Annotated in this window: 19 protein-coding genes; 12 read left to right on the top strand and 7 right to left on the bottom strand. The window is 31.6% G+C overall.

Annotated features, from left to right (window positions below):
* Positions 1–115: 115 nt before the first annotated feature.
* The 11 genes from CHB67_RS02810 to CHB67_RS02760 all read left to right on the top strand — a co-directional run bounded on the left by CHB67_RS02810 (position 116) and on the right by CHB67_RS02760 (position 17,224).
* On the top strand, positions 116–2,419 hold the full coding sequence (locus CHB67_RS02810) for an NADP-dependent malic enzyme (RefSeq protein WP_089380237.1): 2,304 nt from the start codon (positions 116–118) through the stop codon (positions 2,417–2,419).
* Between the two features lie 14 nt (positions 2,420–2,433).
* Positions 2,434–3,015, top strand: a complete 582-nt coding sequence (gene ruvA, locus CHB67_RS02805; protein ID WP_089380236.1) for a Holliday junction branch migration protein RuvA — start codon at positions 2,434–2,436, stop codon at positions 3,013–3,015.
* A 4-nt stretch (positions 3,016–3,019) separates the two neighbouring features.
* Positions 3,020–10,087, top strand: a complete 7,068-nt coding sequence (sov, locus tag CHB67_RS02800; RefSeq protein WP_176461198.1) for a T9SS outer membrane translocon Sov/SprA — start codon at positions 3,020–3,022, stop codon at positions 10,085–10,087.
* Positions 10,088–10,114: 27 nt separating this feature from the next.
* On the top strand, positions 10,115–10,495 hold the full coding sequence (gcvH, locus tag CHB67_RS02795) for a glycine cleavage system protein GcvH (protein ID WP_089380234.1): 381 nt from the start codon (positions 10,115–10,117) through the stop codon (positions 10,493–10,495).
* Positions 10,485–10,853: a VanZ family protein gene (locus tag CHB67_RS02790; RefSeq protein WP_089380233.1), complete on the top strand. Its 369-nt coding sequence runs from the start codon at positions 10,485–10,487 to the stop codon at positions 10,851–10,853. The genes gcvH and CHB67_RS02790 overlap by 11 nt, the downstream gene beginning before the upstream one ends.
* Positions 10,854–10,915: 62 nt before the next feature.
* A complete protein-coding gene (locus tag CHB67_RS02785) occupies positions 10,916–11,635 on the top strand; it encodes an energy transducer TonB (RefSeq protein WP_089380232.1) in 720 nt (239 codons plus the stop codon).
* A gap of 236 nt (positions 11,636–11,871) precedes the next feature.
* Positions 11,872–12,603 carry an energy transducer TonB gene (locus CHB67_RS02780; protein WP_089380231.1) on the top strand — a complete coding sequence of 244 codons (732 nt, stop codon included), beginning with the start codon at positions 11,872–11,874 and terminating at the stop codon, positions 12,601–12,603.
* Positions 12,604–12,710: 107 nt separating this feature from the next.
* Positions 12,711–13,454 carry a deoxyribose-phosphate aldolase gene (deoC, locus tag CHB67_RS02775; RefSeq protein WP_089380230.1) on the top strand — a complete coding sequence of 248 codons (744 nt, stop codon included), beginning with the start codon at positions 12,711–12,713 and terminating at the stop codon, positions 13,452–13,454.
* Position 13,455: 1 nt separating this feature from the next.
* Entirely contained in the window at positions 13,456–14,031 is a 576-nt protein-coding gene (locus CHB67_RS02770; protein WP_089380655.1) for an acyltransferase, read from the top strand.
* Positions 14,032–14,040: 9 nt separating this feature from the next.
* Positions 14,041–16,137 carry a gliding motility protein RemB gene (locus CHB67_RS02765; protein WP_089380229.1) on the top strand — a complete coding sequence of 699 codons (2,097 nt, stop codon included), beginning with the start codon at positions 14,041–14,043 and terminating at the stop codon, positions 16,135–16,137.
* A gap of 106 nt (positions 16,138–16,243) precedes the next feature.
* Positions 16,244–17,224 (top strand): aldose epimerase family protein, encoded by a 981-nt coding sequence (locus CHB67_RS02760; protein WP_089380228.1) that lies wholly within the window; start codon positions 16,244–16,246, stop codon positions 17,222–17,224.
* Positions 17,225–17,290: 66 nt separating this feature from the next.
* Here the strand turns inward: CHB67_RS02760 and aqpZ are convergent, their stop codons facing one another.
* From aqpZ to CHB67_RS02730, 6 genes are all read right to left on the bottom strand, one after another.
* Positions 17,291–17,980, bottom strand: a complete 690-nt coding sequence (gene aqpZ / locus CHB67_RS02755; protein ID WP_089380227.1) for an aquaporin Z — start codon at positions 17,978–17,980, stop codon at positions 17,291–17,293.
* 185 nt (positions 17,981–18,165) lie between these two features.
* A complete protein-coding gene (locus tag CHB67_RS02750; RefSeq protein WP_089380226.1) occupies positions 18,166–18,870 on the bottom strand; it encodes a hypothetical protein in 705 nt (234 codons plus the stop codon).
* Between the two features lie 149 nt (positions 18,871–19,019).
* The gene (locus tag CHB67_RS02745; RefSeq protein ID WP_089380225.1) at positions 19,020–19,445 is read right to left on the bottom strand and encodes a response regulator; all 426 of its coding nucleotides are present in this window, start codon (positions 19,443–19,445) and stop codon (positions 19,020–19,022) included.
* A 213-nt stretch (positions 19,446–19,658) separates the two neighbouring features.
* Positions 19,659–20,912, bottom strand: coding sequence for a purine-cytosine permease family protein (locus CHB67_RS02740; RefSeq protein WP_089380224.1), 1,254 nt, complete (start codon positions 20,910–20,912; stop codon positions 19,659–19,661).
* Positions 20,913–21,950: a M29 family metallopeptidase gene (locus CHB67_RS02735; RefSeq protein WP_089380223.1), complete on the bottom strand. Its 1,038-nt coding sequence runs from the start codon at positions 21,948–21,950 to the stop codon at positions 20,913–20,915.
* A 1-nt stretch (position 21,951) separates the two neighbouring features.
* A complete protein-coding gene (locus tag CHB67_RS02730) occupies positions 21,952–24,315 on the bottom strand; it encodes a TonB-dependent receptor (protein WP_089380222.1) in 2,364 nt (787 codons plus the stop codon).
* A gap of 124 nt (positions 24,316–24,439) precedes the next feature.
* On the opposite strand from CHB67_RS02730, the gene CHB67_RS02725 reads away from it, so the two are divergent.
* Entirely contained in the window at positions 24,440–25,666 is a 1,227-nt protein-coding gene (locus CHB67_RS02725) for a hypothetical protein (protein WP_089380221.1), read from the top strand.
* 29 nt (positions 25,667–25,695) lie between these two features.
* Here CHB67_RS02725 and CHB67_RS02720 read toward each other — a convergent pair whose 3' ends face one another.
* Entirely contained in the window at positions 25,696–26,490 is a 795-nt protein-coding gene (locus CHB67_RS02720; RefSeq protein ID WP_089380220.1) for a hypothetical protein, read from the bottom strand.
* Positions 26,491–26,707: the final 217 nt, after the last annotated feature.

Genomic DNA, 26,707 nt, shown 5'->3' with positions numbered 1-26,707 from the left:
AATGATATTTGTCAAGTTCTTGTATTTATTACGTTTAGCTGCGATATTTCATTATTTTAAGGTTGTGTTTGTTTTAAATTATTAAATTTGACGTTTTATCAAACACACTAATTTTATGAGCAATTCAAAAAAGAAAAGCGAAGCCTTAAGATATCACCAGTACCCAACTCCAGGGAAAATTCAAGTAGTTCCAACTAAAAAATATGCTACTCAAAAAGATTTATCATTGGCATATTCACCGGGTGTAGCTGAGCCTTGTTTGGCAATTGAAAAAAATCCAGATGATGCTTATAAATATACGTCAAAAGGAAACTTGGTAGCCGTAATATCTAACGGTACGGCTGTTTTAGGTTTGGGTAATATTGGCGCATTGGCGGGTAAACCCGTAATGGAAGGTAAAGGGTTACTTTTTAAAATATTTGCTGATATTGATGTGTTTGATATTGAGGTTGATACAGAAGATGTAGATAAATTTATTGAAACCGTAAAGAATATTGCACCAACTTTTGGAGGAATCAATTTAGAGGATATTAAAGCACCCGGAGCTTTTGAAATTGAACGAAGGTTGAAGGAAGAATTAGATATTCCTGTAATGCATGACGATCAGCACGGAACAGCAATTATTTCAGCAGCAGCACTAAAAAATGCAATTGAAATTACGAATAAAGACATTGCGAAAATTAAAATTGTTGTAAACGGTGCAGGTGCAGCAGCGGTTTCATGTACTAGATTGTACTTAGCTTTGGGAGTGCAAATTGAGAATGTTGTAATGTGTGATAGTAAAGGTGTTATTAGAAAAGATATCGAAGGCTTGTCGTCTCAAAAAGCAGAATTTGCTACAGATAGAGATATTTACACGTTGGAAGATGCTATGGAAGATGCCGATGTTTTTATTGGCTTATCAATTGCCGATGTCTTTACTCCAAAAATGTTGTTATCTATGGCTAACGATCCAATTGTTTTTGCAATGGCAAATCCAGATCCTGAAATTGAATATGAATTGGCTGTGCAAACACGTAAAGATGTTATTATGGCTACAGGAAGATCTGATCATCCTAATCAGGTAAATAACGTACTTGGTTTTCCTTTCATTTTTAGAGGCGCTTTAGATGTTAGAGCAACTAAAATTAATGAAGAAATGAAAATGGCAGCGGTACATTCATTGGCTAATTTAGCAAAGGAAACAGTGCCAGAGCAAGTAAATATTACTTATGGCGAAAAGCATTTGCAGTTTGGGAGAGAATATATTATTCCAAAACCATTTGACCAACGATTGATTACTGAAGTTCCGCCAGCTGTTGCAAAAGCAGCCATAGCATCGGGTGTTGCAAAAGAACCAATTATTGACTGGGATGGTTATAAAGAACAATTAGCAGAGCGTTTAGGGGCCGGAAGTAAGTTAATGCGAATGATTAGCGAGCGTGCAAAAGCAAATCCTAAAACGGTTATTTTTGCTGAAGCAGATCATTTAGATGTGTTGAAAGCAGCTCAGATTGTTTATGAAGATGGTATTGGAATTCCAATTTTATTAGGAAATAAAGAAATTATCCAAGAATTGATGGCTGAATTGAATTTTGAAGCCGATTTACAGTTGATTGATCCAAAATCTGAAGAAGAAAGAGAAAGAAGACATAGGTATGCGCAAGTGTATTGGGAAAAACATCAACGTGAAGGAATTACGTTGTTAGTTGCACGAAAATGGATGAGAGAGCGTAATTATTTTGCTGCAATGATGGTGAATGAAAACGAAGCAGATGCATTGGTTACAGGTTATTCAAGAAGTTATCCTACGGTTGCAAAACCAATTATTGATTTAATAGGAATAGCTGACGGAGTTAAAAGGGTTGCAGCCACAAATATTATGATGACTGACAGTGGACCCATGTTCTTTTCAGATACCGCTTTTAATATAAACCCGAATGAAGAAGAATTAGCTCAAATTATAAGAATGACTGATAGGGTTATGAAAATATTTGGAGTAATACCTCATTTGGCCATGTTGTCGTATTCAAATTTTGGTTCTGCAAATTCAATATCTGCAAATAAAGGAGCTGCAGCTGTTGCTTATACGCATAAATACCATCCTGAAATTGTTATTGACGGAGAGATTCAAGCCGATTTTGCCTTGAATAATACAATGAGAGCAGAAAAATTTCCGTTTTCTAAATTGGTAAACCGAAAAGTAAACGGATTGATATTTCCAGATTTAAATTCAGCCAATATTAGTTACAAGTTAATTAAGGAATTAAATAATATTGAATCTATTGGGCCAATTATTATGGGCTTAAAAAAACCTGTACATATTTTACAGTTAGGTGCAAGTGTTGATGAGATGGTAAATATGGTTTGTGTAGCGGTGCTAGATGCGCAGGAAAATGCTAACAATAATACAGAATATTTTACTACATTTGGTGATTAAAACACCTAGGAAAAATGATCACCCATTTAAAAGGTAAACTTATAGAGAAAAACCCAACATATCTAGTAATAGATGTTAATGGTGTTGGGTATTTGTTAAATATTTCATTGAACACATTTTCAGAATTACCTGATGAAGAAGCAGTATTTTTATACACGTATTTATCAGTTAAAGAAGATTCACATACGCTGTTTGGTTTTATTTCTAAAATTGAACGTGAAATTTTTAAATTATTAATTTCAGTTTCAGGTGTTGGACCTAGCATTGCAAGAACAATGCTATCGTCTATGACTACTGATGAAATTCAACAGGCAATAGCTTCAGGTGATGTAGCTGTAATTCAATCAGTAAAAGGAATTGGTGCTAAAACAGCACAACGTGTTTTGATAGATTTAAAAGATAAAATTTCAAAAACCTATGCAATTGATGAAGTTTCTGTATCTGTAAGCAATACCAATAAGAATGAAGCGTTAACTGCTTTAGAAGTTTTAGGGTTTAATAAAAAATTATCTGAAAAAGTAATTGATAAAATATTGCAAAAAGATAAAACATTGAGCGTTGAAGGTATTATTAAAACGGCGCTTAAAAATTTATAGACATTTGGGAACAAATAAATTCATAAATCAAGCTTATATTTTAATTTGTTTTTTGTTGTTTTTTACTTCAACAGTAAAAGCACAAGTACCTCCTGCACCAAAACAACTAGATTCTACAAAAGTATTAGTAACAGCTGATACTGCTAAAGTTTCAAAAGTCACAGATACTCTAAAACTAAAATATCCTTTTAAAAACAATCAATCAGGAAGCTTGTATTTAGGTGATCCTTCCGTAGAAATTGTATTTGATGAAGAATTAGGAAAGTACATAATTACCGAAAAAGTTGGTAATTATTATGTGGAGCGTCCGGTTTATATGACGCAACAAGAGTATATGGATTATAAGCTTAAGCGTGATATGCTCGATTATTACAAGTCTAAAATAAGCGCAACAAATAGTAAGAAGAAAGGGAGCGAAGATGCTCAAAAAAACTTATTACCAACATACTATGTGAATTCTGATTTTTTTGAATCTATTTTTGGAGGAAATACGGTTGAAGTAAATCCGCAAGGATCTATTCAAATTGATTTGGGTGTTTTATATCAAAAGGTAGATAATCCTCAACTATCAGAACGTAACCGAAGCAGTTTTACGTTTGATTTTGATCAGCAAATAAGCGCTAGCATTGTTGCTAAAGTAGGAACTAGGTTAAGATTTGGAGCGCAGTTTGATACACAATCTTCCTTTAATTTTCAAAATCAGGTGAAGTTAGAATACTTGCCCAATGAAGATGATATTCTTCAGAAAATAGAAGTTGGTAATATTAGTATGCCAGTTAAAAACTCTTTAATTATTGGGGCTCAAAGTTTATTTGGTTTAAAAACAGAATTGCAATTTGGGAAAACCAGAATTACAGGAGTTATTGCAGAACAAAAATCGCAAACTCGCTCGGTTTCAGCTGAAGGAGGCTCTACAATTCAGGAATTTGAATTGCAAACAACAGATTATGATGTTGACCGACATTTCTTTTTATCGCAATATTTTAGAGATGCTTATAATGATGCTTTAAAAGACAATCCGTTAGTAAATAGTCCAATAAATATTACAAGAATTGAAGTTTGGGTAACCAATAGAAATAGTACCATTCAGGATGTGAGAAATATTGTTGGTTTAGCCGATTTAGCAGAAGCCGACCCTTCAAATATTGGTCCTGCAAATGTAATTCCGGTTCCTGGTGGATTGTTGCCTACAAATGAAGCGAATAATTTATCAACCATTTTAACGCCTACAAATCCAGTTAGAGATATTGCTACAGTTGCAACAGGTTTAGCGCCATTTAGTATGCAGCAAGGACGTGATTATTCGGTGCTTGAAAATGCTTTAAAATTAGATCCATTAAGAGATTATACCATTCACCCACAGTTAGGGTATATTTCATTAAATCGAAGACTCGCCGATTCAGATGTTTTAGCAGTGGCTTTTGAATACACAGTTAATGGAGAATCAACAGTTTATAGGGTTGGTGAATTTACAAGTGATGGGATTAATGCACCTTCAAACCTTGTGTTAAAATTATTACGAAGTGAAATCATTAGTACTGAAATTCCGATGTGGGATTTAATGATGAAAAACGTCTACTCATTGCAAACATTTAGAATGCAAAGAGATGGTTTTAGGTTAGATGTTTTATATGCTGATGATGCTACTGGTGTTCCAGTTAATATACTTCAAAATGCACAAACACCCGATATTTCAGATAAAACCTTATTGAATTTATTAGATGTTGATAAATTAGATCAAACTCAGAATTATACACCTGAGGGTGATGGGTATTTTGATTACATTGAAGGAATCACCATCAATTCAGAAAAGGGTATTGTAATTTTTCCAACAGTAGAACCATTCGGAGAAGATTTAGCGAGTAAGTTAACAGATCCAGCTGATGCCGTGTACGTTTTTGAAGAGATGTATAGCGAAACACAATCTGAAGCTAAAAATAACCACCAAACAAAAGATAAATATTTTTTAAAAGGTTACCATAAATCTGAAGCGACAGACGGAATTCCTTTAGGAGCTTTTAATGTACCGCAAGGATCAGTAAGAGTAACCACAGGTGGAAGAGAATTGGTGGAGGGTGTTGATTATGTAGTAGATTATCAAATGGGTAGAGTTCAAATTGTAAACCCTAGTTTACAAGCGTCCAATGCGCCTATAGAAGTTTCAGTTGAAAACAATGCGACCTTTAACTTACAAACAAAACGTTTTTTAGGAGTTGATATTGAACACACATTTTCTGATAATTTAATTGTTGGAGCTACGATTTTAAATTTAAGTGAAAGACCTATTACGCAAAAAGTTTCATTGGGGCAAGAACCGTTTAACAATACCATTTTTGGTGTAAATGCAAGTTACGGAACCGAAGTTCCGAAGTTGACAAAATGGATTAACAAATTACCGAATATTGATACCGATGTAGCTTCTAATTTTTCTGTTAGAGGTGATTTTGCTTATTTATTACCAGGTTCATCAAAACGAATTGATTTAAATGGTGAAGCAACTTCATACATTGATGATTTTGAAAGTTCTCAAATTCCTTTAGATATTCGTTCAGTTCAACAATGGCATACTGCAAGTACACCGCAATATCAAACCCAATTTGATTTAGGTGGTAACGCACCTGATTTATCTTACGGTTACAAAAGAGCAAGGTTGGCGTGGTATATAATTGATCCAATTTTTTACGGTGGTTCATCTTTGCAACCTGATAATATTGATAACAGAGAACTTTCTAGACAAGAAGTAAGACGTGTAAAATATAACGAATTGTTTCCTGAACAAGATTTAGATTTAACACAATCAACCGTAGTAAGAACTTTTGATTTAGCTTTTTATCCAAACCAAAGAGGTCCTTATAATTATGATACAAACAATATTGCTCCAAACGGAGAATTTACAGATCCGCAAGAGCGTTGGGCAGGTATTACAAGAGCTTTAACAACTACAAACTTTCAACAGTCAAATGTAGAGTATATTCAATTTTGGTTAATGGATCCTTACGAGCATTATTCAATAACTAATGAAGAAGGTTTGCCAGTTGGTGTTGACCCTTCAGACCCTTCAAATCAGGTTGGTGATGTGTATTTCAACTTAGGAAATGTTTCGGAAGACGTTTTGAAAGATGGTAGAAAAATGTATGAAAACGGGTTGCCTGAAGATGCTTTAAGTGATACCAATACAGCCAATACAATTTGGGGTAAAATACCAACAAATCAATCGTTATTATACACCTTTACAGATAGTGATAGTGATCGATTAAATCAAGATGTTGGTTTTGATGGTTTGAATGATGAACAGGAAACTGAAAAATTTGGGACACTATTTGGAGAAGATCCATCAAATGATAACTATCAATATTTCAGAAGTTCAGAATATGACAATAGTGATGCTTCCATATTAACACGCTATAAAAAATACAACCTTACGCAAGGAAACTCGCCAACTAATAATTTATCACCAGAAAATTATCCAACAGCAGCAACAACATTTCCTGATGTTGAAGATATTGATAAAGACCAAACAATGAATTCTGTTGAAAGTTATTATCAATACAAAGTATCGTTAAATAGAGGTGATTTACAGGTTGGTAAAAACCATATTGTTGATGAAAAAAGAGTAAAAGTTACTTTAGATGATGGAAGCGAAAAAGAATACAGGTGGTTACAGTTTAGAATTCAAGTTTCTACACCCGATGAAGTAATTAATAACATTACAGGGTTTAATTCTATTCGATTTATGCGAATATTTTTAACGCAATTTAAAATGCCTGTGGTGTTGCGTTTTGGAGAATTACAATTAGTAAGAGGTGATTGGAGACGCTATACTAAAACACTTGATGAAGCTATTCAGCCGCCACAAGATTTAGATCCTAACGACTTACAAAATTTTGAAGTAGGTGTTGTTAATATTGAACAAAATGAAGATAGAAAACCAATTCCGTATGTATTGCCTCCTGGAATTGAACGTGAAATTTTAAGAGGATCTACTACCTTACAAAAGCAAAATGAGCAATCATTGTCTTTAAAAGTTAGTGATTTGGCTCCTAATGAAACCAGAGCCATTTTTAAAAATGTAAGTGTAGATTTAAGAATGTATAAACGCTTAAAAATGTTTTTGCATTTAGAAGGACTTCAAACAAAACCACAAGTTCAAAACGAAGATCTAAAGGCTATTGTTAGGTTAGGAAGCGATATGACTGATAACTTTTATCAATTAGAAAAGTTATTAAATGTTACTGATTATGATGCTACAACAGCACTTGAAATTTGGCCAGAGGAAAATAATTTAGAAGCAGTTTTAGAATATTTAACCCAGTTAAAATTATTTAGGTTTGATGAAGGAGTTCCTTCAAATATTTTATATCCAATACCTGGTGCTCCTCCAATTCCTGGTCTTGAAGGTTATGAAATTCGCTTAAAAGGAAATCCTAATTTAGGAAACATTAAAACTATAATGTTAGGAGTTCAAAACGTTTCAAACACACTTCAAAGTGGAGAAATTTGGTTTAATGAATTAAGAGCTTCAGAATTTGATAACGATGGTGGTTGGTCTGCAGTTTTAAATGCCGATTTAAATTTAGCAGATTTTGCCAATGTAGCCGTTACAGGAAGAATGGAAACTATTGGTTTTGGTGGTGTTGAACAACGTTTAAACGAACGCACGCAACAAGATACCAAACTGTATGATGTTGTTACCAATGTAAATGTTGGGCAATTATTACCTAAAGATTGGGCGGTACAATTACCTTTTAATTACAGTATTTCTGAAGAATTTAGAGATCCAAAATACGACCCACAATACCAAGATGTATTATTTAAGGATGCTAAAAGCATTGACGATAATACTGATGCGGCAAGAGATTATACAAAACGTACCAGTATTAGTTTAATTAATGTTCGAAAAGATTACAATCCTAACGGTGGGAAAAAGCCAAAATTCTACAATGTTGAAAATTTATCGGTTTCTTATGCGCACAATGAAGTATACCATAGAGATTACAATGTTCAAAAGTTTCTGGATCAAAATGTAAGAGCTTCCGCAGGATATAACTTTAATTTTGAGCCTTGGGACTTAGAGCCATTTAAAAATTCAACTACTCTTAGTAGTAAATATTTACAATTAATAAAAGATATTAATTTAAACATAGTTCCAACTTCAGTTTCTGTAAATTCAAATATTATAAGAAATTATAACGAACAACTTTCAAGAAGTTTAGTGATAGGTTTACCAGATTTACCAACGTTAACCCAAAGGCGTTATATGTTCGATTGGAATTATGGGGTGAGTTTTAATTTAACAAAGTCACTTCAGTTAGATTTTAGAGCAGCTAACAATCATATTTATGATCAATTTGGAGCCGATGATGAAGTTGAAATTTATGATAAATTTTTCACCATTGGAAGACCAGATAACTATCATCAATCATTAAGTGGTACCTACAGAATACCTATTGATAAAATTCCATATTTAGATTTTGTTTCGGCAGATTATTCCTATACCGCTGATTTTGATTGGCAGGCTTCATCACAGTCTTATGTAAATCAAATAGGAAACGTTATTCAAAATGCAAATACGCAAACTTTAGGTGTTAATTTAGATTTTAATAAATTTTACAGTGCAATTGGTGTAGATAAATTAGTGAAGAAAGGAAATACGCGTGCAAGTGTCAACAAACCAGGTGCTCCAAAAGATAGAAATTCAGCAACTTCAAGAAAGAAAAAAAGTACAGGAGCAAAAATTGGAAACATAGTGTATGATGTGTTGACAATGGTTAAAAATGCTAGAATTAATTATATTGAAAATAACGGTACTTATTTGCCAGGTTATGTTCCTGAAGTTGGCTTTTTAGGTAGAGATAATTATAGTGGAGGTTTAGCACCAACATTTGGTTTTGTATTTGGAAGTCAAATTGATATTAAACAACGTGCCGTTGAGAATGGTTGGTTAATTTCGCGCGATATTGATGATCCATATTATAATAGAACTTATAGAAAAACACATTTAAATAAATTAGAAGCCGCTATTACTTTAAAGCCAGCACCAAGTTTAGATATAGATTTGAGAGGGAATAAAACCTATACAAAAACCATATCACAACAACTTGATGTTGTAAATAATGTGTTAAATGACGACTCACCAATAACACAATTTGGTAATTTTAGTATTAATTACAATATGTTGGGGTCTGTTTTCAAAAACACAGTTGAAAATTTTCAAAAATTTAGAGAAAATAGAGCAATTATAGCACAGCGTTTAGCAACAGAGTCAGGTCAGCCAATTGATGGATTTGGAGAAACAAGTCAGCAAGTTATGTTGCCAGCATTTTTAGCGTCCTATTCAGGAAAGGATGCTAATACAATTAAATTAACAGCCTTTAGAGATGTGCCTATTCCTAGTTGGAGTATCAATTATAAAGGATTAATGAAAATAAATTGGTTTAAAAAGAATTTTAGAAGTTTTTCTTTAACTCATGCATATAATTCATTGTATTCAATAACAAGTTTCAGAAACAATTTAGAATTCAATGCAGATGACCCTTACGGTGAAACAGATGTTTTAGGGAACTATTTTAACGAAACATTATTTACCAATGTAAATTTAATCGAAGAATTTTCTCCTTTAGTGAAGGTTGATATGAAAATGAAAAATTCGGTTTCATTCACAGGTATAATTAATAAAGATAGGGGGATGACCCTAAATTTTAATAATAATACAGTTACGCAAATAAATGGAATTGAATATATTGTTGGAGTAGGATATAGAATTAGAGATTTAGCCATGAAGTTTAGGTTTGGGGGGCAATTAACACGTTTAAAAGGAGATTTAAATATTCGTGCAGATTTGGCGCTTAGAGATAATAAAACTATTATTGGAGCCATTGATAACGATAATAGCCAAGTAACAGCAGGTCAAAAATTACTTTCGTTTAAATTATTTGCAGATTATGCTTTAACACGTAATTTAACAACATCGTTTTATTTTGATCAAAGTTCATCTCAATACGCAGTATCAACTACGTTCCCTCGCCAATCAGTTAGTTCGGGGTTTAGTGTAAGATATATTTTAGGAAATTAAATAAACAACAATAATAAATTTAAAATAATGAGCATACCAGCAGAATTAAAATACACAAAAGACCATGAATGGGTGCGTGTTGAAGGAGATATAGCAACTGTAGGAATAACAAGTTTTGCCCAAAGTGAATTGGGAGATATTGTTTATGTTGATGTTGATACAGTTGATGAAACTGTAAATAAAGATGAAGTTTTTGGTTCAGTAGAAGCTGTAAAAACAGTTTCAGATTTATTTATGCCACTTTCGGGTGAAGTTATTGAATTTAACGATGGACTTGAGGATGAGCCTGAAAAAGTGAATTCAGATCCTTATGGAGAAGGCTGGATGATTAAAATTGCCATTTCAGATAACGCAGAGTTAGATGGTTTACTTTCAGCAGATGATTATAAAGCATTAATTGAAGCGTAATTATTTTATATATATAGGGCTGTTTTTAACCGTACTAATTACCGTTGGAAGTTTAATTCCTCCAAAAAAAGTAGTTGAGGTTAAAGTGCCTTCTTTTGATAAGGTAATCCATTTTGGTGCTTATTTTTTATTAGCATTAAGTTGGTTACTTGCTTCTGCTAAAAAGTCAAAAGATGTAAAATATGCCTTAACAGTTGCTTTTTTGGTAGTTGTTTATGGCATAATTATTGAAGGTTTACAGGCAACATTAACAACTGTAAGGCAAGCAGATATTTATGATATATTAGCTAATTTTACGGGTGTTTTAGTAGCTTTACTTGTTTTTAGCAAAGTTTTACAAAAAATAAATGTGAAATAAATTATTTACTTGCAAAAGTTGTATTAAAATTATTAAATTAGCGGACTATAAAAATTTTAAAGATGCAAATCAAAAAAAATCCAAAAGCAAACCTAGAAAACTACACAAAAATATTTATGCAGTTAGGTCTAGTGTTGGCGCTTTTAGTGGTGTACTTAGCCATTGAGAAAAAAACGTATGATAGAGTAATTGCAGATCTTGGACCAGTTGTTTTAAATATGGAAGAAGATGAGCAAACTATAGAAATTGAGCAAATTAAGCCGCCAGAGCCAAAAACTCCACCACCACCAACACCAGATAAAATTGAAGTTGTTGAAGATGAAGTAGAGGTTGAAGAAACTGTAATTGAATCTACTGAGACAGATGAAGATGAAGCTGTAGAGGTTGAAGAAATTATTGAAATTGAAGAAGTTGAAGAAGTTGAAGAAGACGTTCCTTTTGCAATTATTGAAGATGTTCCTGTTTACCCTGGTTGTAAAGGAAACAAAGCAAAATTAAGAGCTTGTTTACAAGAAAAAATTACTAAACACGTAAACAGAAAGTTTAATTCTGAATTAGCATCTGATTTAGGTTTATCTCCAGGTATTAAAAGAATATTTGTAATGTTTAAAATTGATAAAACTGGTAATATTACAGATGTAATGGCGCGTGCACCTCATAAAAGATTGCAAGAAGAAGCTATTAGAGTTGTGAAATTACTACCTAAAATGACTCCAGGTAAGCAACGTGGTCGTCCAGTAGGTGTAAAATACAGTTTACCAATTGCATTTAAAGTAGAATAATATATTTTTAAATATAGTTGAAAACCCAATCATTCAGTTGATTGGGTTTTTTTGTGCTAAATTATCACATGGTAATAATTGTAAATAAGCTATAAATTTTGTAACTTTAATATGATCTATTCAAACAAGGTGCAATTTAAATTGCTTTTTGTTTCTCACCCAAACCTTGTTAATTCTGTTGGCTGTAGTAATACAGTTTATGTTAAAATGTTCTTGTTTCACTTAACTTAAAAGTTATGCAAGTCAAAAAATACCCAAATGCAGTTTTAGAAAATTACAGTAAAATATTAATTCAATTAGGTTTAGTATTGTCACTTTTTATAGTGTACGAATTTATTCAGTTAAAGTCATATCCTAGAGAAGTAAAAGAGTTGGTAGGCACATTAGTAGGTGTGGATGATAACGAACAAATAGTAGAATTTAAACCAATTGAAGTCGTACAGCCAAAATCTGCTCAGCCGGTTATTCCAGATAAAATACTGAAAGTTGATGATGAGGTTGAGGTTGAAGAAACTATTATTGAATCTACAGAAACAGATGAATCCGAAGCTGTAATTGTTGACGTTGATAAAGATGTTGTTGAGGTTGAAGAGGAGGAGGAAGTTGTAGAAGATGTTCCTTTTGTAATAATTGAAGATGTTCCTGTATTCCCAGGTTGTAAGGGATCTAAAAGCGAATTGCGTGCTTGTTTCTCTGCTGAGGTTAGCAAACTTGTCAATAAAAAATTTAATTCTGAATTAGCAACAGATTTAGGCTTGTCTTCTGGAAGTATCCAACGCATATTTGTGATGTTTAAAATTGATAAAAATGGAGATATTGTTGATGTAAAAGCAAGAGCACCACATAAAAGACTACAGGAAGAAGCAATAAGAGTTGTGAAATTACTACCTAAAATGACTCCAGGAAAGCAGAGAGGTAAGGCTGTTGGTGTAAAATATGCATTACCCATCACCTTTAAAATTCAATAAAATTCATATAGTTAAAATCCTGCCACAGCAGGATTTTTTTATGCCTAATTGCTAATTAATACCTTATATTTGTGGAGTAAATGATACTTTCAATAAAAATTTAGAAAATGAATATCAATCAATATTTAGATTCAACCTATTTAAAAACAGCAACACAAGCCAATATTTCTGAAGAAGCTACCAAACAACAAGTAGTAAATTTAGTGCAAGAAGCTATCGATAATAACTTTAAATTAGCTATGATTCGTCCAGATTTCGTGGCTATGGCACGTAAAATGGTGCAAGATGCTAATTCTGAAGTGTTAATAGGAACCGTAATCGGATTTCATGAAGGAACTTATTCAACCAATGAAAAATTAGTTGAAGCTCAAAAAGCAATAGATGATGATGTTGATGAATTAGATTATGTAGTAAATTATGAAGCCTATAAAAACGGACAAATTAATTTAGTAAAAGCGGAGGTTTACAAAGGAACCAAACTGGGACTTGATAATAATAAAGCTGTAAAATGGATTATTGAAATTGCTGCATTAACCAATGAAGATATTGTAGTTTTAACTCAATTGATTAGAGATGTAGTTTTAGAAAATTTTGAAGAAGCACAAGCATTAAATGTATTTGTGAAATCTTCAACAGGTTTTTATAAAACCGAAGAAGGAAAACCAAACGGAGCTACCTTTCAAGCTATGGAATTAATTGTTGAAAATGCCAAACCACTACCTGCAAAAGCTGCTGGGGGTGTACGTAATTATGAAGATGCTGTAAAAATGGTTAATTTAGGTGTAACTCGTATTGGAACTTCTTCAGCAAAATCAATTGCTGACGGAGGTAATGCAACCAACGGATATTAAAATGGAAAATTATTTTGCGCATGAAACAGCTGTTATTGATGATGGCTGCAGTATCGGTGCTGGAACAAAAATTTGGCATTTTAGTCATATTATGCAAAATTCAACAATAGGTGAAAGTTGTAATATTGGTCAAAATGTTGTGGTTTCGCCTCAAGTAGTTTTGGGTAAAAATGTAAAAGTTCAAAACAATGTTTCAATTTATTCAGGAGTTATTTGTGAAGACGATGTTTTTTTAGGTCCTTCAATGGTTTTTACCAACATTATAAATCCACGTAGTGCAATTGTCAGAAGAGATGAGTATCAACAAACTTTAGTGAAAAAAGGGGCTAGTATTGGAGCAAATGCTACAATTATTTGTGGAAATGAGATTGGAACTTATGCGTTAATTGGTGCTGGTGCAGTAGTTACAAAACCGGTACCTCCTTATGCATTGGTTGTTGGAAATCCTTCAAAACAAATTGGTTGGGTTAGTGAATTTGGACATCGTTTAAATTTTGATGAAACAGGAAATGCAATTTGCCCTGAAAGTGGTGAAAAATATCAACTTAAAGAACATAAAGTTTTAAAAATTTCTTAAATAAAGTATATGAACAAAACACTTTTACCTCTACTTTGTTTTTTGTTTTCAGTAACGATTTATTCGCAAATTGAGAAATATCCTGTTTTTAAAGCTTGTGATACAGTTTCGGTAACACAAATGCAATCTTGTTTTAATAGTGAATTTAAAAATGCCGTAATTACCGAGTTTAAAACGCCTAAAAATGTACTTCAAGATAATTATAGGGGAACGGTAAATACCGTTTTTTTGGTTACAACTTCGGGAGAAGTTAAGTTAATTTACGTTAACTCACCTTATAAAGAACTAAAAACTGAAATTGAACGTGTTGTTTTAACATTACCTAAAATTGAGCCTGCAAAATACAATAACAGAACTGTTGAAATGCAGTTTATTTTGCCTTTAAAAATCCCTTTAGAAGAAAATGTCATAGAAAATTTTTCTATTGAAGAAAATTCAAAAGTTGAAATCGTTGAAAACGATGTAATGTTGTTAGAAGTTCATAAAACTAAAAAAGATTCAACACTTGTAAATCAAAAAAAAGCATTGTTTCCTGAACATAAAAGCGAATTGAACGTTCCTTTTGTACACGCTACGTATAACGAATTTGATCAGTATCTCGGTCAGGGAGAAAACACGCATACCTCAATGAAGCCATATGTTTATTCAGATGTGATGCCTTATTTGAATTTAGATGTTCAGAAAACTAAATTACTACACGAACGTAAAACTTGGTTTGGACGTAAATTATGGAATGAACATTTGGTAAACGTGCAAGGGGAAGATTTTTGGCTTACGTTAGATTTACCACTTGATTTACAATTGGGTAGAGATAGTGAAGGTATTACTACTTTTAACAACACAAGAGCGCTTCAAATTAATGGTGGAATAGGGGGAAAATTTAATTTTTCAACCACTTTTTATGAAAGTCAGGGAAGGTTTTCAAAATATTTTAATGAATATGCTGAATTATTAAAACCAGATGGAGGAAATCCGGCACTTATTCCTGGACGTGGAATAGCGAAAGGTTATAAATCGGATGCGTATGATTATCCAGTTGCTGAAGCTTATTTATCCTATGCGCCAAATAAACATTTTAGTTTTCAGTTTGGGAATGGTAAAAATTTTATTGGAGACGGGTATAGATCATTATTACTTTCTGATGTAGCTTCACCATTGCCTTATTTTAAAATAAATACTAGTTTTTGGAAAATTAAATACACAAATCTTTGGATGTGGGGTCAAGATGTACGCCCCGAATTAACAGTTGATGGCGCTTATAAACAAAAATTTATGTCGCTACATTATTTGAGTTGGAATATTACAAAGAGGTTTAATTTAGGACTGTATGAAACCGTTATTTGGGACGATACCAACGGAAGAGGTTTTGATGTAAATTACTTAAATCCAATCATTTTTTATACAGCTGTTGAATTTGCAACAGGCTCACGTGCTGGTAATGTGTTGCTTGGAATGAACTTAAAATATAAATTCAATGCTATTTCGTTATATGGTCAGTTAATTTTAGATGAATTTAGAGGTTCTGAAATAACTAGTAATAGTGGTTGGTGGGCAAATAAGTTTGGATACCAATTAGGAGCTAAATTTTTCAATGCTTTCAACGTTGATAATTTATATTTTCAGGCTGAATTTAATTCGGTTAGGCCTTACACATATTCGCATGATGAATTGAATTATAATTTTGGACATAACAATCAACCTATGGCGCATTTATGGGGCGCAAACTTTAGAGAATTTATTGGCATTGGTCGTTATTCTTTTGACCGTTGGTTCTTTGATGCAAAAGCAGTTGTAGGGAAAAAAGGCTTTGATTTTAATACTACTTCAGATTCTTATAGCTATGGAGGAGATGTTTTTAGAGACAATGATGATAGAGCCTCTGACTACGGAAATTCTATTGGGCAGGGAAATACTGCAAATGTTTTTATAGGTGACTTACAGGCTGGCTATTTGATAAACCCTGCAACAAATTTAAAACTATATGGTAGAGTAGCATATCGCAGTTTTCAGCCAACAACAAATACTACAAACGTTTATAGTTCAAACTCAACTTGGTTTTCAATTGGTTTAAAAGCTGAATTATTTAACTGGTATTTTGATTTTTAAAATACTAAGTTAGAATCAACACATTTCTTTAAAATTTTCATTCTTAATTGGGGTAGTTTTCCATAGGAAAAGTTTATTTTTGATATTCAAAATTTAATAATAAATTATGTCAAAAATTGAAGTAACAAAATTGGTGAATTCAAACGGAATGGAATTGCTTATTTCTAATTTAGGAGCTACAATAATTGCTGTTAATGTTCCTGATAAAACAAATAAGTTAGTAAATGTTGTGGTTGGTTTAGAGCCTGAAGCATATACATCAAAAGCTTATTTAGATAATTGTACGTATTTAGGTGCTTCAATAGGGAGGTATGCAGGACGCATATCAAAAGAAGCATTTACACTAAACGATGTTGAATACCCAATTTATGCCGAAGATGGTGTGCATTTACACGGTGGTGAAACAGGTTTTGATAAAAAGTATTGGACTGTTGAAAAACTGAATAATGATTTTAACCCAAATGTTACATTTGCTTACGAAAGTAAGGATATGGAAGAAGGGTATCCTGGAAATTTAAAAGTCACAGTTACTTATCAGCTTACGGAAAGTAATGAGTTAAAAATGACTTATAAAGCAACTACCGACAAGGCAACACCTGTAAATTTAACAAACCACGCTTATTTTAATTTAAATGGAAGTGGTTCAATTTTAGATCATAAATTAAAATTGAATAGCGATAAGGTTCTAGATGTTGATGCTAAATTAATTCCTTCAGGAAAATTTATAAATTCAAAAAATACCAGATTTGATTTTTCAGAAAAGGAACAAATTGGGAGAGAAGACTTTATAGGGTTTGATGATACCTTTATTTTAGAGGAGAAAGAAGTGAAAGCTGTATTGTATTCACCAAAAACCGGAATTAAAATGAAAGTACATACAAATCAGCCTGCTTCTGTAATTTATACACCTGTTCAGTTAGATGATTTGCCGTATTTAAATGGAGCAACTTATGCTAAGTTTTCAGCAATTTGTTTTGAAACACAAAATTTGCCAGATGCACCAAATAACGATCATTTTCCTTCAAGTATCTTGAATCCTGGAGAAGCATATTTAAATGAATCGGTTTTTGAATTTTCAATTTGTTAAAAGAAGTATTTATAAACACAAAAAAGAGGCTCTAAAGCCTCTTTTTTGTGTTTAATAGTTTTGTTATTACTCAGTTTCAGGAGATATAAATTTGTAAACCAACCCGGCTAAAATAGCGCCAATAATAGGTGCTACCCAAAATAACCATAACTGACCTGTAGCCCAATCGCCAACAAATATTGCCTGACTTGTACTACGAGCAGGGTTTACAGAGGTGTTAGTTACAGGAATACTAATTAAATGAATAAGTGTTAGTCCAAGACCAATTGCTAAACCTGCAAAGCCTTTAGGAGCTTTTGAATGTGTAGCACCTAATATGATAATTAAAAACATAAACGTCATTACAATTTCAGTAACCAAGGCAGCTACCATTCCGTAGCCATCAGGAGAGTGTTCTCCATAACCATTTGCAGCAAAACCGCCGCTTAGGCTAAAGCCTTCTTTTCCTGTAGCAATTAAATACAAGATACCCGCTCCAGCAATACCACCAAGTACTTGCGCTATAATGTAAGGTAACAATTCTTTTTTGTCAAATCGTCCTCCAATCCAAAGCCCTATTGAAACAGCAGGATTTAAATGGCAACCTGAAATGTGACCAATAGCATAAGCCATTGTTACAACGGTTAAACCAAAAGCAATGGCAACACCAACAAATCCAATTCCTAATTCAGGATAACCTGCTGCTAAAACGGCGCTTCCACAACCACCTAACACTAACCATAAAGTTCCAATAAATTCGGCTACTAATTTTTTCATAAGTTTTAAAGTTTAAGTTATATGTACAATCAAATTGATTGCTAGTTCCTCAAATTTAAGTGTTTATAATTAAATTTCAATAATTTATTTTATTTTTTGAAGAAGAAGTTGTGTGTAAATTAAAAAAAAGGCTGGTTGAAAAATATATTTTTCAACCAGCCTTTTTTACGAATTAAATGTTGTTTTTATTTAGAAAAACTCTCTAATATTTTTTTAGCATTTCCTTTAGCTGCAATATTATAATTATCTGGTTCGTCAATTCTAGTAATAACGTATGCTACTAATTGTTTGTCTTCAGCTAACTCTAAATTATAGGCTAAAGTTTCTAAAACATAGCTATTTGTTGTTTCAGTTTCAACAGTAGATTCAACATAAGTTCCGTAATCTTGATATGTTTTGGTGTTGTAAAGGTACCCTGATGAGAATCCGTAACCACCATAAAACCCGTAAGAATATACTGGAATGTAAGGTGGGTAATATGATTTTAAAGATTGACCAGCGTAATAACCACCTTCTTCTGTAGATTTTACGTTTTCAAGCTTATCTTTTAAAACACTTAAAATAACACTATTGTAGCCTTCTTCATCTAATATTTTTTTAACCTTGGCCTTTCTTTCATCCGTTAATTTTTGATCAGTTTTAAGGTTTGGATGTTTTTTATAACTTTCAGTAGCGTTAAACCCTTTTTTTCTTAATTGTTGAGCCATTTCATCTTCAAAAGCCATTCTCACTTTTTCATTAGCAGCTCTTGCAATAACTAAAATGTTTTTATCTTTAAGGCTTTTTGTACCTTCAGCACTCCATTTATTTACAACGTTTATACTACTTGAGCAACTATATAATAGTATTGAAATAGTTAAGATTGTTATTGAATAAATTAATTTTTTCATAGATAAGTATTTATTGAAATATTAAGTTTTTTATATGTGTAACAAACATACTAAAAAATTAATAACATTATTGTGTATAAAAAATCCTTTTAAATTGATGGGTAAATGAAGATGTGACCATTGAAATGTTTAGAATAGCTGTCTAAAAATTAAAGTTGTTTTATAGCGTATTTTATAAGTGTTTTATATAATTCTTCCATGTTAAAGGGTTTAATTATAAAAGCTTCCATACCTACGTTTATCATTTTACTTGTTTCTGTTTTAGAATTATGTCCAGACATGCCAAGAATTGGAGTTTTTGAAGCTTTAGGGGAAATGTCGTTTTTTATAATCCTTGTAGCTTCATAGCCATTCATAACGGGCATTTCTATATCCATTAAAATTATATTATATAAATTGTTTTTCACTTTATCTATCGCTTCTAAACCATTATTAGCAATATCAATAATACAACCCCATTTTTCTAGTCTTGTTTTAGTTAATATTTGGTTTATTTCACTGTCTTCAACCAATAAAATAGCGAAGTTTAAAGGTGTAAAATCAATTGGTGTAGTATCATCTTTTTTATTTTCCATATAAAGAGGGCGCAAGTTTATGATTACTTTTTAGATGAAAGTGGATTTTACTTTTATCAAATATTAAAAATACAATTTTTTTTAATAGGAGTAAATTGTTTTTTTTGGATTAATTGCTTTGTAACTATATTTAAGGTGAGCGTTTAAAAACTAAAGGTTTTACATTAGTTTTAAGTGAAAAGTAATAAAGGATACAAATAATTACTTAGCAATTTAAAATACTTGTTTCCGTTTTAATATTACATATATAATACCTCCTAATAAAAAAGAATCAATAAAATAAGCCTGTGTTAATTGGAAAATTTCAAGGTATGTAAAAATTGTAATTATAGAACTTACCCCCCAACTTATTAATGCAGGGAATTCCCATTCTGTAATTTCACTTAAATTGTATTGTTCCTTTTTTACGAAGAAAAAATTTATGATATAAATAGCTGAAATTGAAGGTGCTAAAACCCCTAATAAATCTAAAAAATCAAACAAGTAATCTGAAAATCCAAATAAGGCAACAATGATCCCTATAATTGCTGAAATAAGGGTCATTTTTTTGAATGTCCAGCCCTTTTTTACTGTTGAAAAAGTTAATACTGTTGAATATAAATTAGAAGCATTTCCAACCCAGGTTGAAACAAATAAAAGCACAAATGCAGGGATTACTAAATCTAAATTCCCCATAATTTTAATAATATCAACTTCACCAGTTTGAATAGATGGAATTGCACTAAAAAGTAAGGCAATAGGAAATCCTACAGTAATTCCCAAAACAGCGATTAAACTTTGCTTATCATTATAAATAAACCTTGAAAAATCAGCCATTAAAACCGGGAATAAAATAGAAGATCCAACTAATATTGAAGTTGCTTGAAACAACGTCATAGATGGTTTTTTAGGAACAAAATCAATAATTTCTTGAAAAGAAGTTCCTTGTAAAGACCTGTAAACAACATATGCTAAAAATAGCGTTAAAATAGGAACTGCAAAATTAGCCAAGCGTTCTAAACTTTTAATTCCAAAAATAGTAGTTACACTTATTAAAGTTCCAACCACAATAATAATTGGCCATTTGGGTAAATCAAGCGATAAGGTTTCTAAAGCCGTATCTTTTACTGCTACAGCCAACAATTCTAAAGCAACCGAAAACCAGCCCAGCAATGTAATTCCAAAAATAAAGTTCATAATTTTAGCTCCTTTTCTGCCAAAACTAAAGTGCAAAATCATATATGTTGATAAACGAGAACGGTTCCCAATTACAGTTGTAGCCATGCATAATAGCGTAAGCACTAAGGTTGAAATTCCAAATGCCAACAAGGCTTTTTTGAAACCAACACCCAAAGCAACCTCTGAGCCTAAAAATAAAATAGGCAATGTAAGTCCTGTGCCTGCAATAATTAAGGCAACTAACCAACCCGAAGTAAAATCTTTGGACTGCACTTTTGTTGTTGTGTACTGGTTTCCTTCTTCAGACATTTAATTGTTTAATAATTTAGCAGCCAATTCCTTTAACTCTGGATGACAAACAGCACCTTTATTGGTAATTTGTACATCATCTAAATAAATACTCGTATTTTCTACAACACCATCAAAATGTGATTTTGCTACTTGACCTAACGGAGGCATATCCATAGCACTTGTGTGTCCAAATCCAAAATCAACTCCTCCCCAAATACGTTCATCTTCAACAAGTTCTCTAGTTAATTTGCGAACTCCTGGATTAAACCCAAGCATATTATGAGATATTTTGTACATGTTTTCGTCATTAAATGATGCTAAATATGCTTTAAAAGCTTCAGCTCCTTTTTCACCTATTACATCTACAATAGCACCATTTTTCATAGTGAATTCTAATTTAGAAGTCGTTTCTGAATTTTGTAAAATATCAAATACAATGTTTCCATTCATACTAGCTAATTTAGGAACTATATTTACAAAACCTGGTGCTGTTCCAAATTTTGGTTGTGAATAATCTCCATCGTCAATATCAAACATATAATTCAAATCTATATCATAAGAAATATCTGTTCCGTTATCACTTGTAATTCTTACCTTTTTTGAAGACATCACAATATCTTTAACCTTGCTTAACAACATTTTTAAAGTTGGTATGTCAAATCCTGTAAAAACACGATCTAAAGATTCAATGGTACTATCAGAAATTATTAAATAGCGTAATTTTTTATTTTCACGCATAGCTGTTTCCCAAATATCAGAATATAAAATCACCATAGAGTTGGCTTCAATCCAAACATCCGCTTTACATAATGCTGCAGTCAAAGCTTCCGAAGGCCAATATTGCATACCTGCCTGGCTTTCTTTTTCGGCTTTTGGAACTACCATTATTAATGGTAGCGCTCCTGCGGCCATAGTTGCAGATGCCAAAGCATCAACAATAGTCCTGTCTGAAGTTAAATCAATTGTAATTGCTACAGTTTCACCTGGTTTTATTTGAAACATATCTTCCATTAATATTTTGGAAAACTTGTTTCTTAATTGTTGAGAATCTGTCATATTAAAAATCTATAGAAAATGTTGCTCCGTATGTTGCTGGGCGACCTCTCCAACCATAATCATCCGTTGCTCCAAAAATAGAACCAGGAATATATTCAGTATAATATTGTGTGTCAAAAATATTTTTACCCCAAATAGCGATTGTCATATTATTGAAAGAAATTGAAGCTCTAGCATCTAATAATTGATAAGCGCTTGTTGTAAATTCAGGTGCATTATTTTCTTCCCAATACGTTTTTCCTGTATTATTGAGGTTTATGTTTGCATTGAAATCAATGTTATCATTGATTGGAAAACTAGATTCTAAACCAATATTAAAATTATCAACAGGTACAAAAGGTATTTTATTTCCGTTATAAGCACTTAAATCTGTAGTATCACCGTTTTCACCTCCAGTTGTACCACCTTCAGTAATTTCAGAATCTACAAAACCATAATTTGCTAATAAATCTAAATATTTAAATAAACGCACTTTTAAATCAACTTCAAACCCAATAATTCTGCTTTCGTCATAGTTGTAATTTCCCGCATAAAAAGTATCTAAATCAAATATATATTGTTGTTGATTTTTGTAATCAGTATAAAATACAGAACCGTTTAATATAAATCGGTTGTTCCACCACGAAGTTTTAAAACCTAACTCATAATTATTGGTAAGTTCATCTTCATAATCTCTATTAAATCGATCTGTTGTAGCAGGATTGTATCCTCCTGTTCTATACCCTCTTCCGTAATTTGCATAGATAAGCGCATCTTTTGTCGCTTGAAAAGAAATAGAGGCTTTTGGTTGAAAAATATTGTTGGTTCTTTGGTTCGTTTCACCAGATAAATGATCAACTTGTTTGAAGGTATCATTGTCATATCGCAATCCAACGGATAATGTAAATTTTTCTGAAATGCTATAATCAACAAAACCGAAGGCTGCAAATGTTGATGTTGTGTTAGTTACATCAGCAGATACACCGTAAAATAATTCGTCTACATCAAAATCACGCGACAAACCATCTTGAAAGAAATCTTTCTCTAAATTCTGATAAAAACCACCGGCTGTCCAATTCAAATCAGCATCTGTATTTAAATTAGAAAAACGTATTTCTTGATTGAACGTTTTTGTATCAGCAGTTTCGCCCTGCGTAAAATCATTAAATGGTGTAAAATCTAAATCTCCAGACAACGATCTGTCTACATGATTATAAGCCGTAACACTTTGAATTTTAACGTTGTTTAAAATATATTCTAAATTAAGATTGGTAAATAAATTTTGAAGATTTGATTTTCCAGGTTCATCCATTGAAATAATATTATTTCCTTTTTTTGGATTTGGATCTAAATACCCTCCAGGCTCACCTTCAACCCAAACATTGCCTGTTGGGTTTACAGAATAATAAGCAGCACCAGCATCAATATTCATAAATTGTGCAGCTACAGTTATTTTAAAATTATCTGTAATACGTGCAATTATTTGAGCTCTTGCATTAAATTCTCTAGTAAAATCTACTTTTTCATTTAAATATTCATTGGTTAACAAACCATTAAAATTCGTAAACTGTGTAGATGCTCTATAGAAAACCTTGTCTTTTTTAATGGCTCCAGATGAAATGAATTGAGCTAAGGCTCCTCCACCATTTCCGCCACCTAATTTTAAATTGTGTTTAGCTTTATTTATAGGTTCTTTAGTGTAAATATTAATGGCTCCTCCAATAGCATTTTTACCATATAAAGCACCTTGTGGACCTTTTACAACTTCAATTAACGCTAAATCAAATAATTCTTGATTCAACAAACTTGGATCTGGTACGGTAACACCATCAATTACAAAAGCTACCGGAGCATCTGAATTTCTTATTTGAGGAATACCTCTAACAGTTAAGGTGTTGATTCCTGCTGCCTGAGAAGCATTCAATTTTAAATTAGGAACTAAATTTGCAAAATTAGCTACATTATTAACGCCTAAATTTTCAATTCCCTCAGAATTGATAGCGGTAACAGACTCTGGTGTAGTTTGTATTGTTTCAGTTCTTCGCCTTGATTTACCAACAATTCCTGAAAAACCTTGAATTGTGATTTCATCTAAAGATTCAGCAGATTCAATCAATTCAATATTTAGCCTGTTTCTGTTTTCAATTTGAACTTCTAAATTTTCAAAACCGATAAAAGAAATCAATAAAATAGCATCTTTTGAAGAAACTGATATTTCATAATTTCCATTAAAATCTGTTACAACACCGGTTGAAGTTTCTTTTTCAATAACTGAAGCTCCAGGTAAAGGTTCTCCTTTAATATCTGTTACTTTTCCCATTATGGTATTTTGCGAAAAAGCAACTGCAGAACATAATAGTAATAAGAATAAAATACTTTTTTTCATGGTAAATTGTTTTATATAGTTGTCAATAATAGTATCAAAAGTAGTTTTCAAATATTAATTCTTATTAATTTTGATTATTATTAATATTTTTAATAATTTTAAATACATTTTTAGGAATTTTTATATGCAAACAAAGTCAGATTCACTTTCATTAACCATTGAATATTTTAAAATATTATTATCGCTTGTGCACGAAACCTTTATGCAAAAACATGCGCTTAAAAAATTACCCAAAACGTTTCAGTTATATGGGTATGGCGTATACAATGAAGATAAACCAAATTTAAAAAGCGACTTTGAGAATATTGGAGATGATTTTGTAAATGGTAAATATTTATATGATAAATCTAGAGAGGTTTTTAAAGACAAGCAAATTATTAAACTAAATGAGTATTACAAATCTGTACTCCTTTTATATATTGGTTATGAAAATTTTGAAGATTTTTTAAAAGAGCATCCATTATCTGAGTTGGAAATTGAAAAGCAACTGTCTTTAAATGGAAAAATTAAACAAAACGAAACACATTATTATTTGAACTATTACTTTGGTGAAGATGATGTGATTATAAAGGGAAGAACCGTTATTTTTAATAACTGGAAAAAAATTCAACATACTTTTTTATATCCGCTCGAGGATGGTTCTTTTAAAGAACATTACAGTAATGGAAATGTAATTTTAAAAGGAGATACTTTATGTATAAATTCAAAAACACTTTCTGGTGAAAAGTATATTGATGGAGCTAGTGAAATTTACTATATAGGTCATAAATCACCTTCAAGTATAAAATATTTGGTTGGAACCTATTGTACTTTTGATATTTACACAAATACAGTTGCTGGGCGTTCAATATTAGAAAAATGCGAAAATAAGGAAGAGATGGAAGAGAAATCTAAAGACCCAAACATCCCGGCTTATATTGCTTTGGAAGTTAGAAATAAGCGTATTATTAATACCAGTACAATTCCTAAGAATTCATTAGAATTATCAAAACTGAGTCCTTTCTCATCTATTTATGGGAAAATACCAGGTATTTATGAGATTACATTTAATTTTAAAAATGATTTTTCAGAAGTATTAAAATTTGAAATTGTAGGAACTAATTATAAAATTAATACACTTACTGAAAATGTTTACATAGAAAAAGATAGAATAGAATTATTAAATAAAGGCTCTATTCTAAATTTTAGATTTAATTTTTCAGGAATTATTGCACTTGAAAGAGTTAACATTTATTTCAAAACCTATTATTTAAAAGACGGTAGAGAAATTCAGAAAGGTGTATTTAGTGGGATTGATAATGAAAATAGATTGGTAAATGGTACTTTAACGCTTAAATACAGTACTTGTTAACCTTCGATCCTTAATTTCGATTAAAGAATTTAAAAAGATTTAATAACTCTTAATACAGCAGAAAGATCTGTGTTATCTTCGTTAAACTTAGGTCCAATTCCAAATTGAAATGCAAAACCACTGTCAAATTCATAATGTACCTGAGGTAGTAAAAGTAATTCCATGCTGTTGTCATCTATTCTTTGAAATGTAGGGTCTGAATTATTTATTTCAAGCCCAACCACAGTATGTTTGTTAAGGTTAGCAAAAAGAGAGGCGTTTAAAATAATGGTGTGATTTTTCTTAGGAGTATCATCACCATATTCTAGCATTACACCAAATAAACCAATTGCGCTCCAAATTTCATTAAATCTATAAGCAGGAACATAGAGAAGGTTGAGTTCAAAAATAGCATCATGTATGTATTTCTCTCCAATCACCTGAATACCATGAATGTATTTATTATTTTTAGAGGATCCAATTGTCCATTGAACTGCCATTTTGTAGGCTTCTAATTCAAAATTATTGAAAGGGAATTCTAATTCAATAGCAAAATTATCAAATAGTGCATATTCTATTTCAGGCGCCCAATCTACTCCTCTTATTGAAGTGTCATTTAAAGGGAAGTCAGCTAAAGCATTAATTTCTAATTCTCCTTGTTTAGCACCTAAACCTCTAACTAAATCAAACATAAGTGGTTCAGGAATTTCAACCGTTTCATTGATAGCTTTTTCTTGACCAATAACCGAGTTACTTATAAGTAATAAAACTAAAAATATGTTTATTGATTTAAAATGAAATAAGAAATAGTTGAAATTAGATATGTTCTCTTTTTTTGAAACCATTAGTGTAGTATTTTATTTGTAAGTATTCTAGCTAATTTTGACTTTTCTGCAGAGTGTATTTAACTAACACTTCAAAGTTAATTAATTTTTTTTATCGGTTATTTTTTTATTTCGTTTTAGATTGGACCTACAACAAAAAACTGTACAATTAATTGCGAGACTTAAGCCGCTACATTTTGATTATACATTTCTATTTCAAATTCATTAATAGTTTTAT

It is taken from the genome of Lutibacter agarilyticus (genome assembly GCF_900188235.1).
GTDB classification, from domain to species: Bacteria; Bacteroidota; Bacteroidia; order Flavobacteriales; family Flavobacteriaceae; genus Lutibacter; species Lutibacter agarilyticus.
The sequence above is the reverse complement of the archived record's forward strand: the minus strand, read 5'-3'. Positions and strand labels throughout refer to the sequence as shown.

Bases quoted from the DNA above. Each gene is read 5' to 3' on its own strand.
- ruvA (WP_089380236.1), top strand. From the start codon at position 2,434: ATGATCACCCATTTAAAAGGTAAACTTATAGAGAAAAACCCAACATAT.
- deoC (WP_089380230.1), top strand. From the start codon at position 12,711: ATGAATATCAATCAATATTTAGATTCAACCTATTTAAAAACAGCAACA.
- CHB67_RS02720 (WP_089380220.1), bottom strand. From the start codon at position 26,490: ATGGTTTCAAAAAAAGAGAACATATCTAATTTCAACTATTTCTTATTT.
- CHB67_RS02735 (WP_089380223.1), bottom strand. From the start codon at position 21,950: ATGACAGATTCTCAACAATTAAGAAACAAGTTTTCCAAAATATTAATG.
- CHB67_RS02725 (WP_089380221.1), top strand. From the start codon at position 24,440: ATGCAAACAAAGTCAGATTCACTTTCATTAACCATTGAATATTTTAAA.
- aqpZ (WP_089380227.1), bottom strand. From the start codon at position 17,980: ATGAAAAAATTAGTAGCCGAATTTATTGGAACTTTATGGTTAGTGTTA.
- CHB67_RS02785 (WP_089380232.1), top strand. From the start codon at position 10,916: ATGCAAATCAAAAAAAATCCAAAAGCAAACCTAGAAAACTACACAAAA.
- CHB67_RS02750 (WP_089380226.1), bottom strand. From the start codon at position 18,870: ATGAAAAAATTAATTTATTCAATAACAATCTTAACTATTTCAATACTA.
- CHB67_RS02760 (WP_089380228.1), top strand. From the start codon at position 16,244: ATGTCAAAAATTGAAGTAACAAAATTGGTGAATTCAAACGGAATGGAA.
- gcvH (WP_089380234.1), top strand. From the start codon at position 10,115: ATGAGCATACCAGCAGAATTAAAATACACAAAAGACCATGAATGGGTG.
- CHB67_RS02740 (WP_089380224.1), bottom strand. From the start codon at position 20,912: ATGTCTGAAGAAGGAAACCAGTACACAACAACAAAAGTGCAGTCCAAA.
- CHB67_RS02730 (WP_089380222.1), bottom strand. From the start codon at position 24,315: ATGAAAAAAAGTATTTTATTCTTATTACTATTATGTTCTGCAGTTGCT.
- CHB67_RS02745 (WP_089380225.1), bottom strand. From the start codon at position 19,445: ATGGAAAATAAAAAAGATGATACTACACCAATTGATTTTACACCTTTA.
- CHB67_RS02780 (WP_089380231.1), top strand. From the start codon at position 11,872: ATGCAAGTCAAAAAATACCCAAATGCAGTTTTAGAAAATTACAGTAAA.
- CHB67_RS02810 (WP_089380237.1), top strand. From the start codon at position 116: ATGAGCAATTCAAAAAAGAAAAGCGAAGCCTTAAGATATCACCAGTAC.
- CHB67_RS02765 (WP_089380229.1), top strand. From the start codon at position 14,041: ATGAACAAAACACTTTTACCTCTACTTTGTTTTTTGTTTTCAGTAACG.
- CHB67_RS02770 (WP_089380655.1), top strand. From the start codon at position 13,456: ATGGAAAATTATTTTGCGCATGAAACAGCTGTTATTGATGATGGCTGC.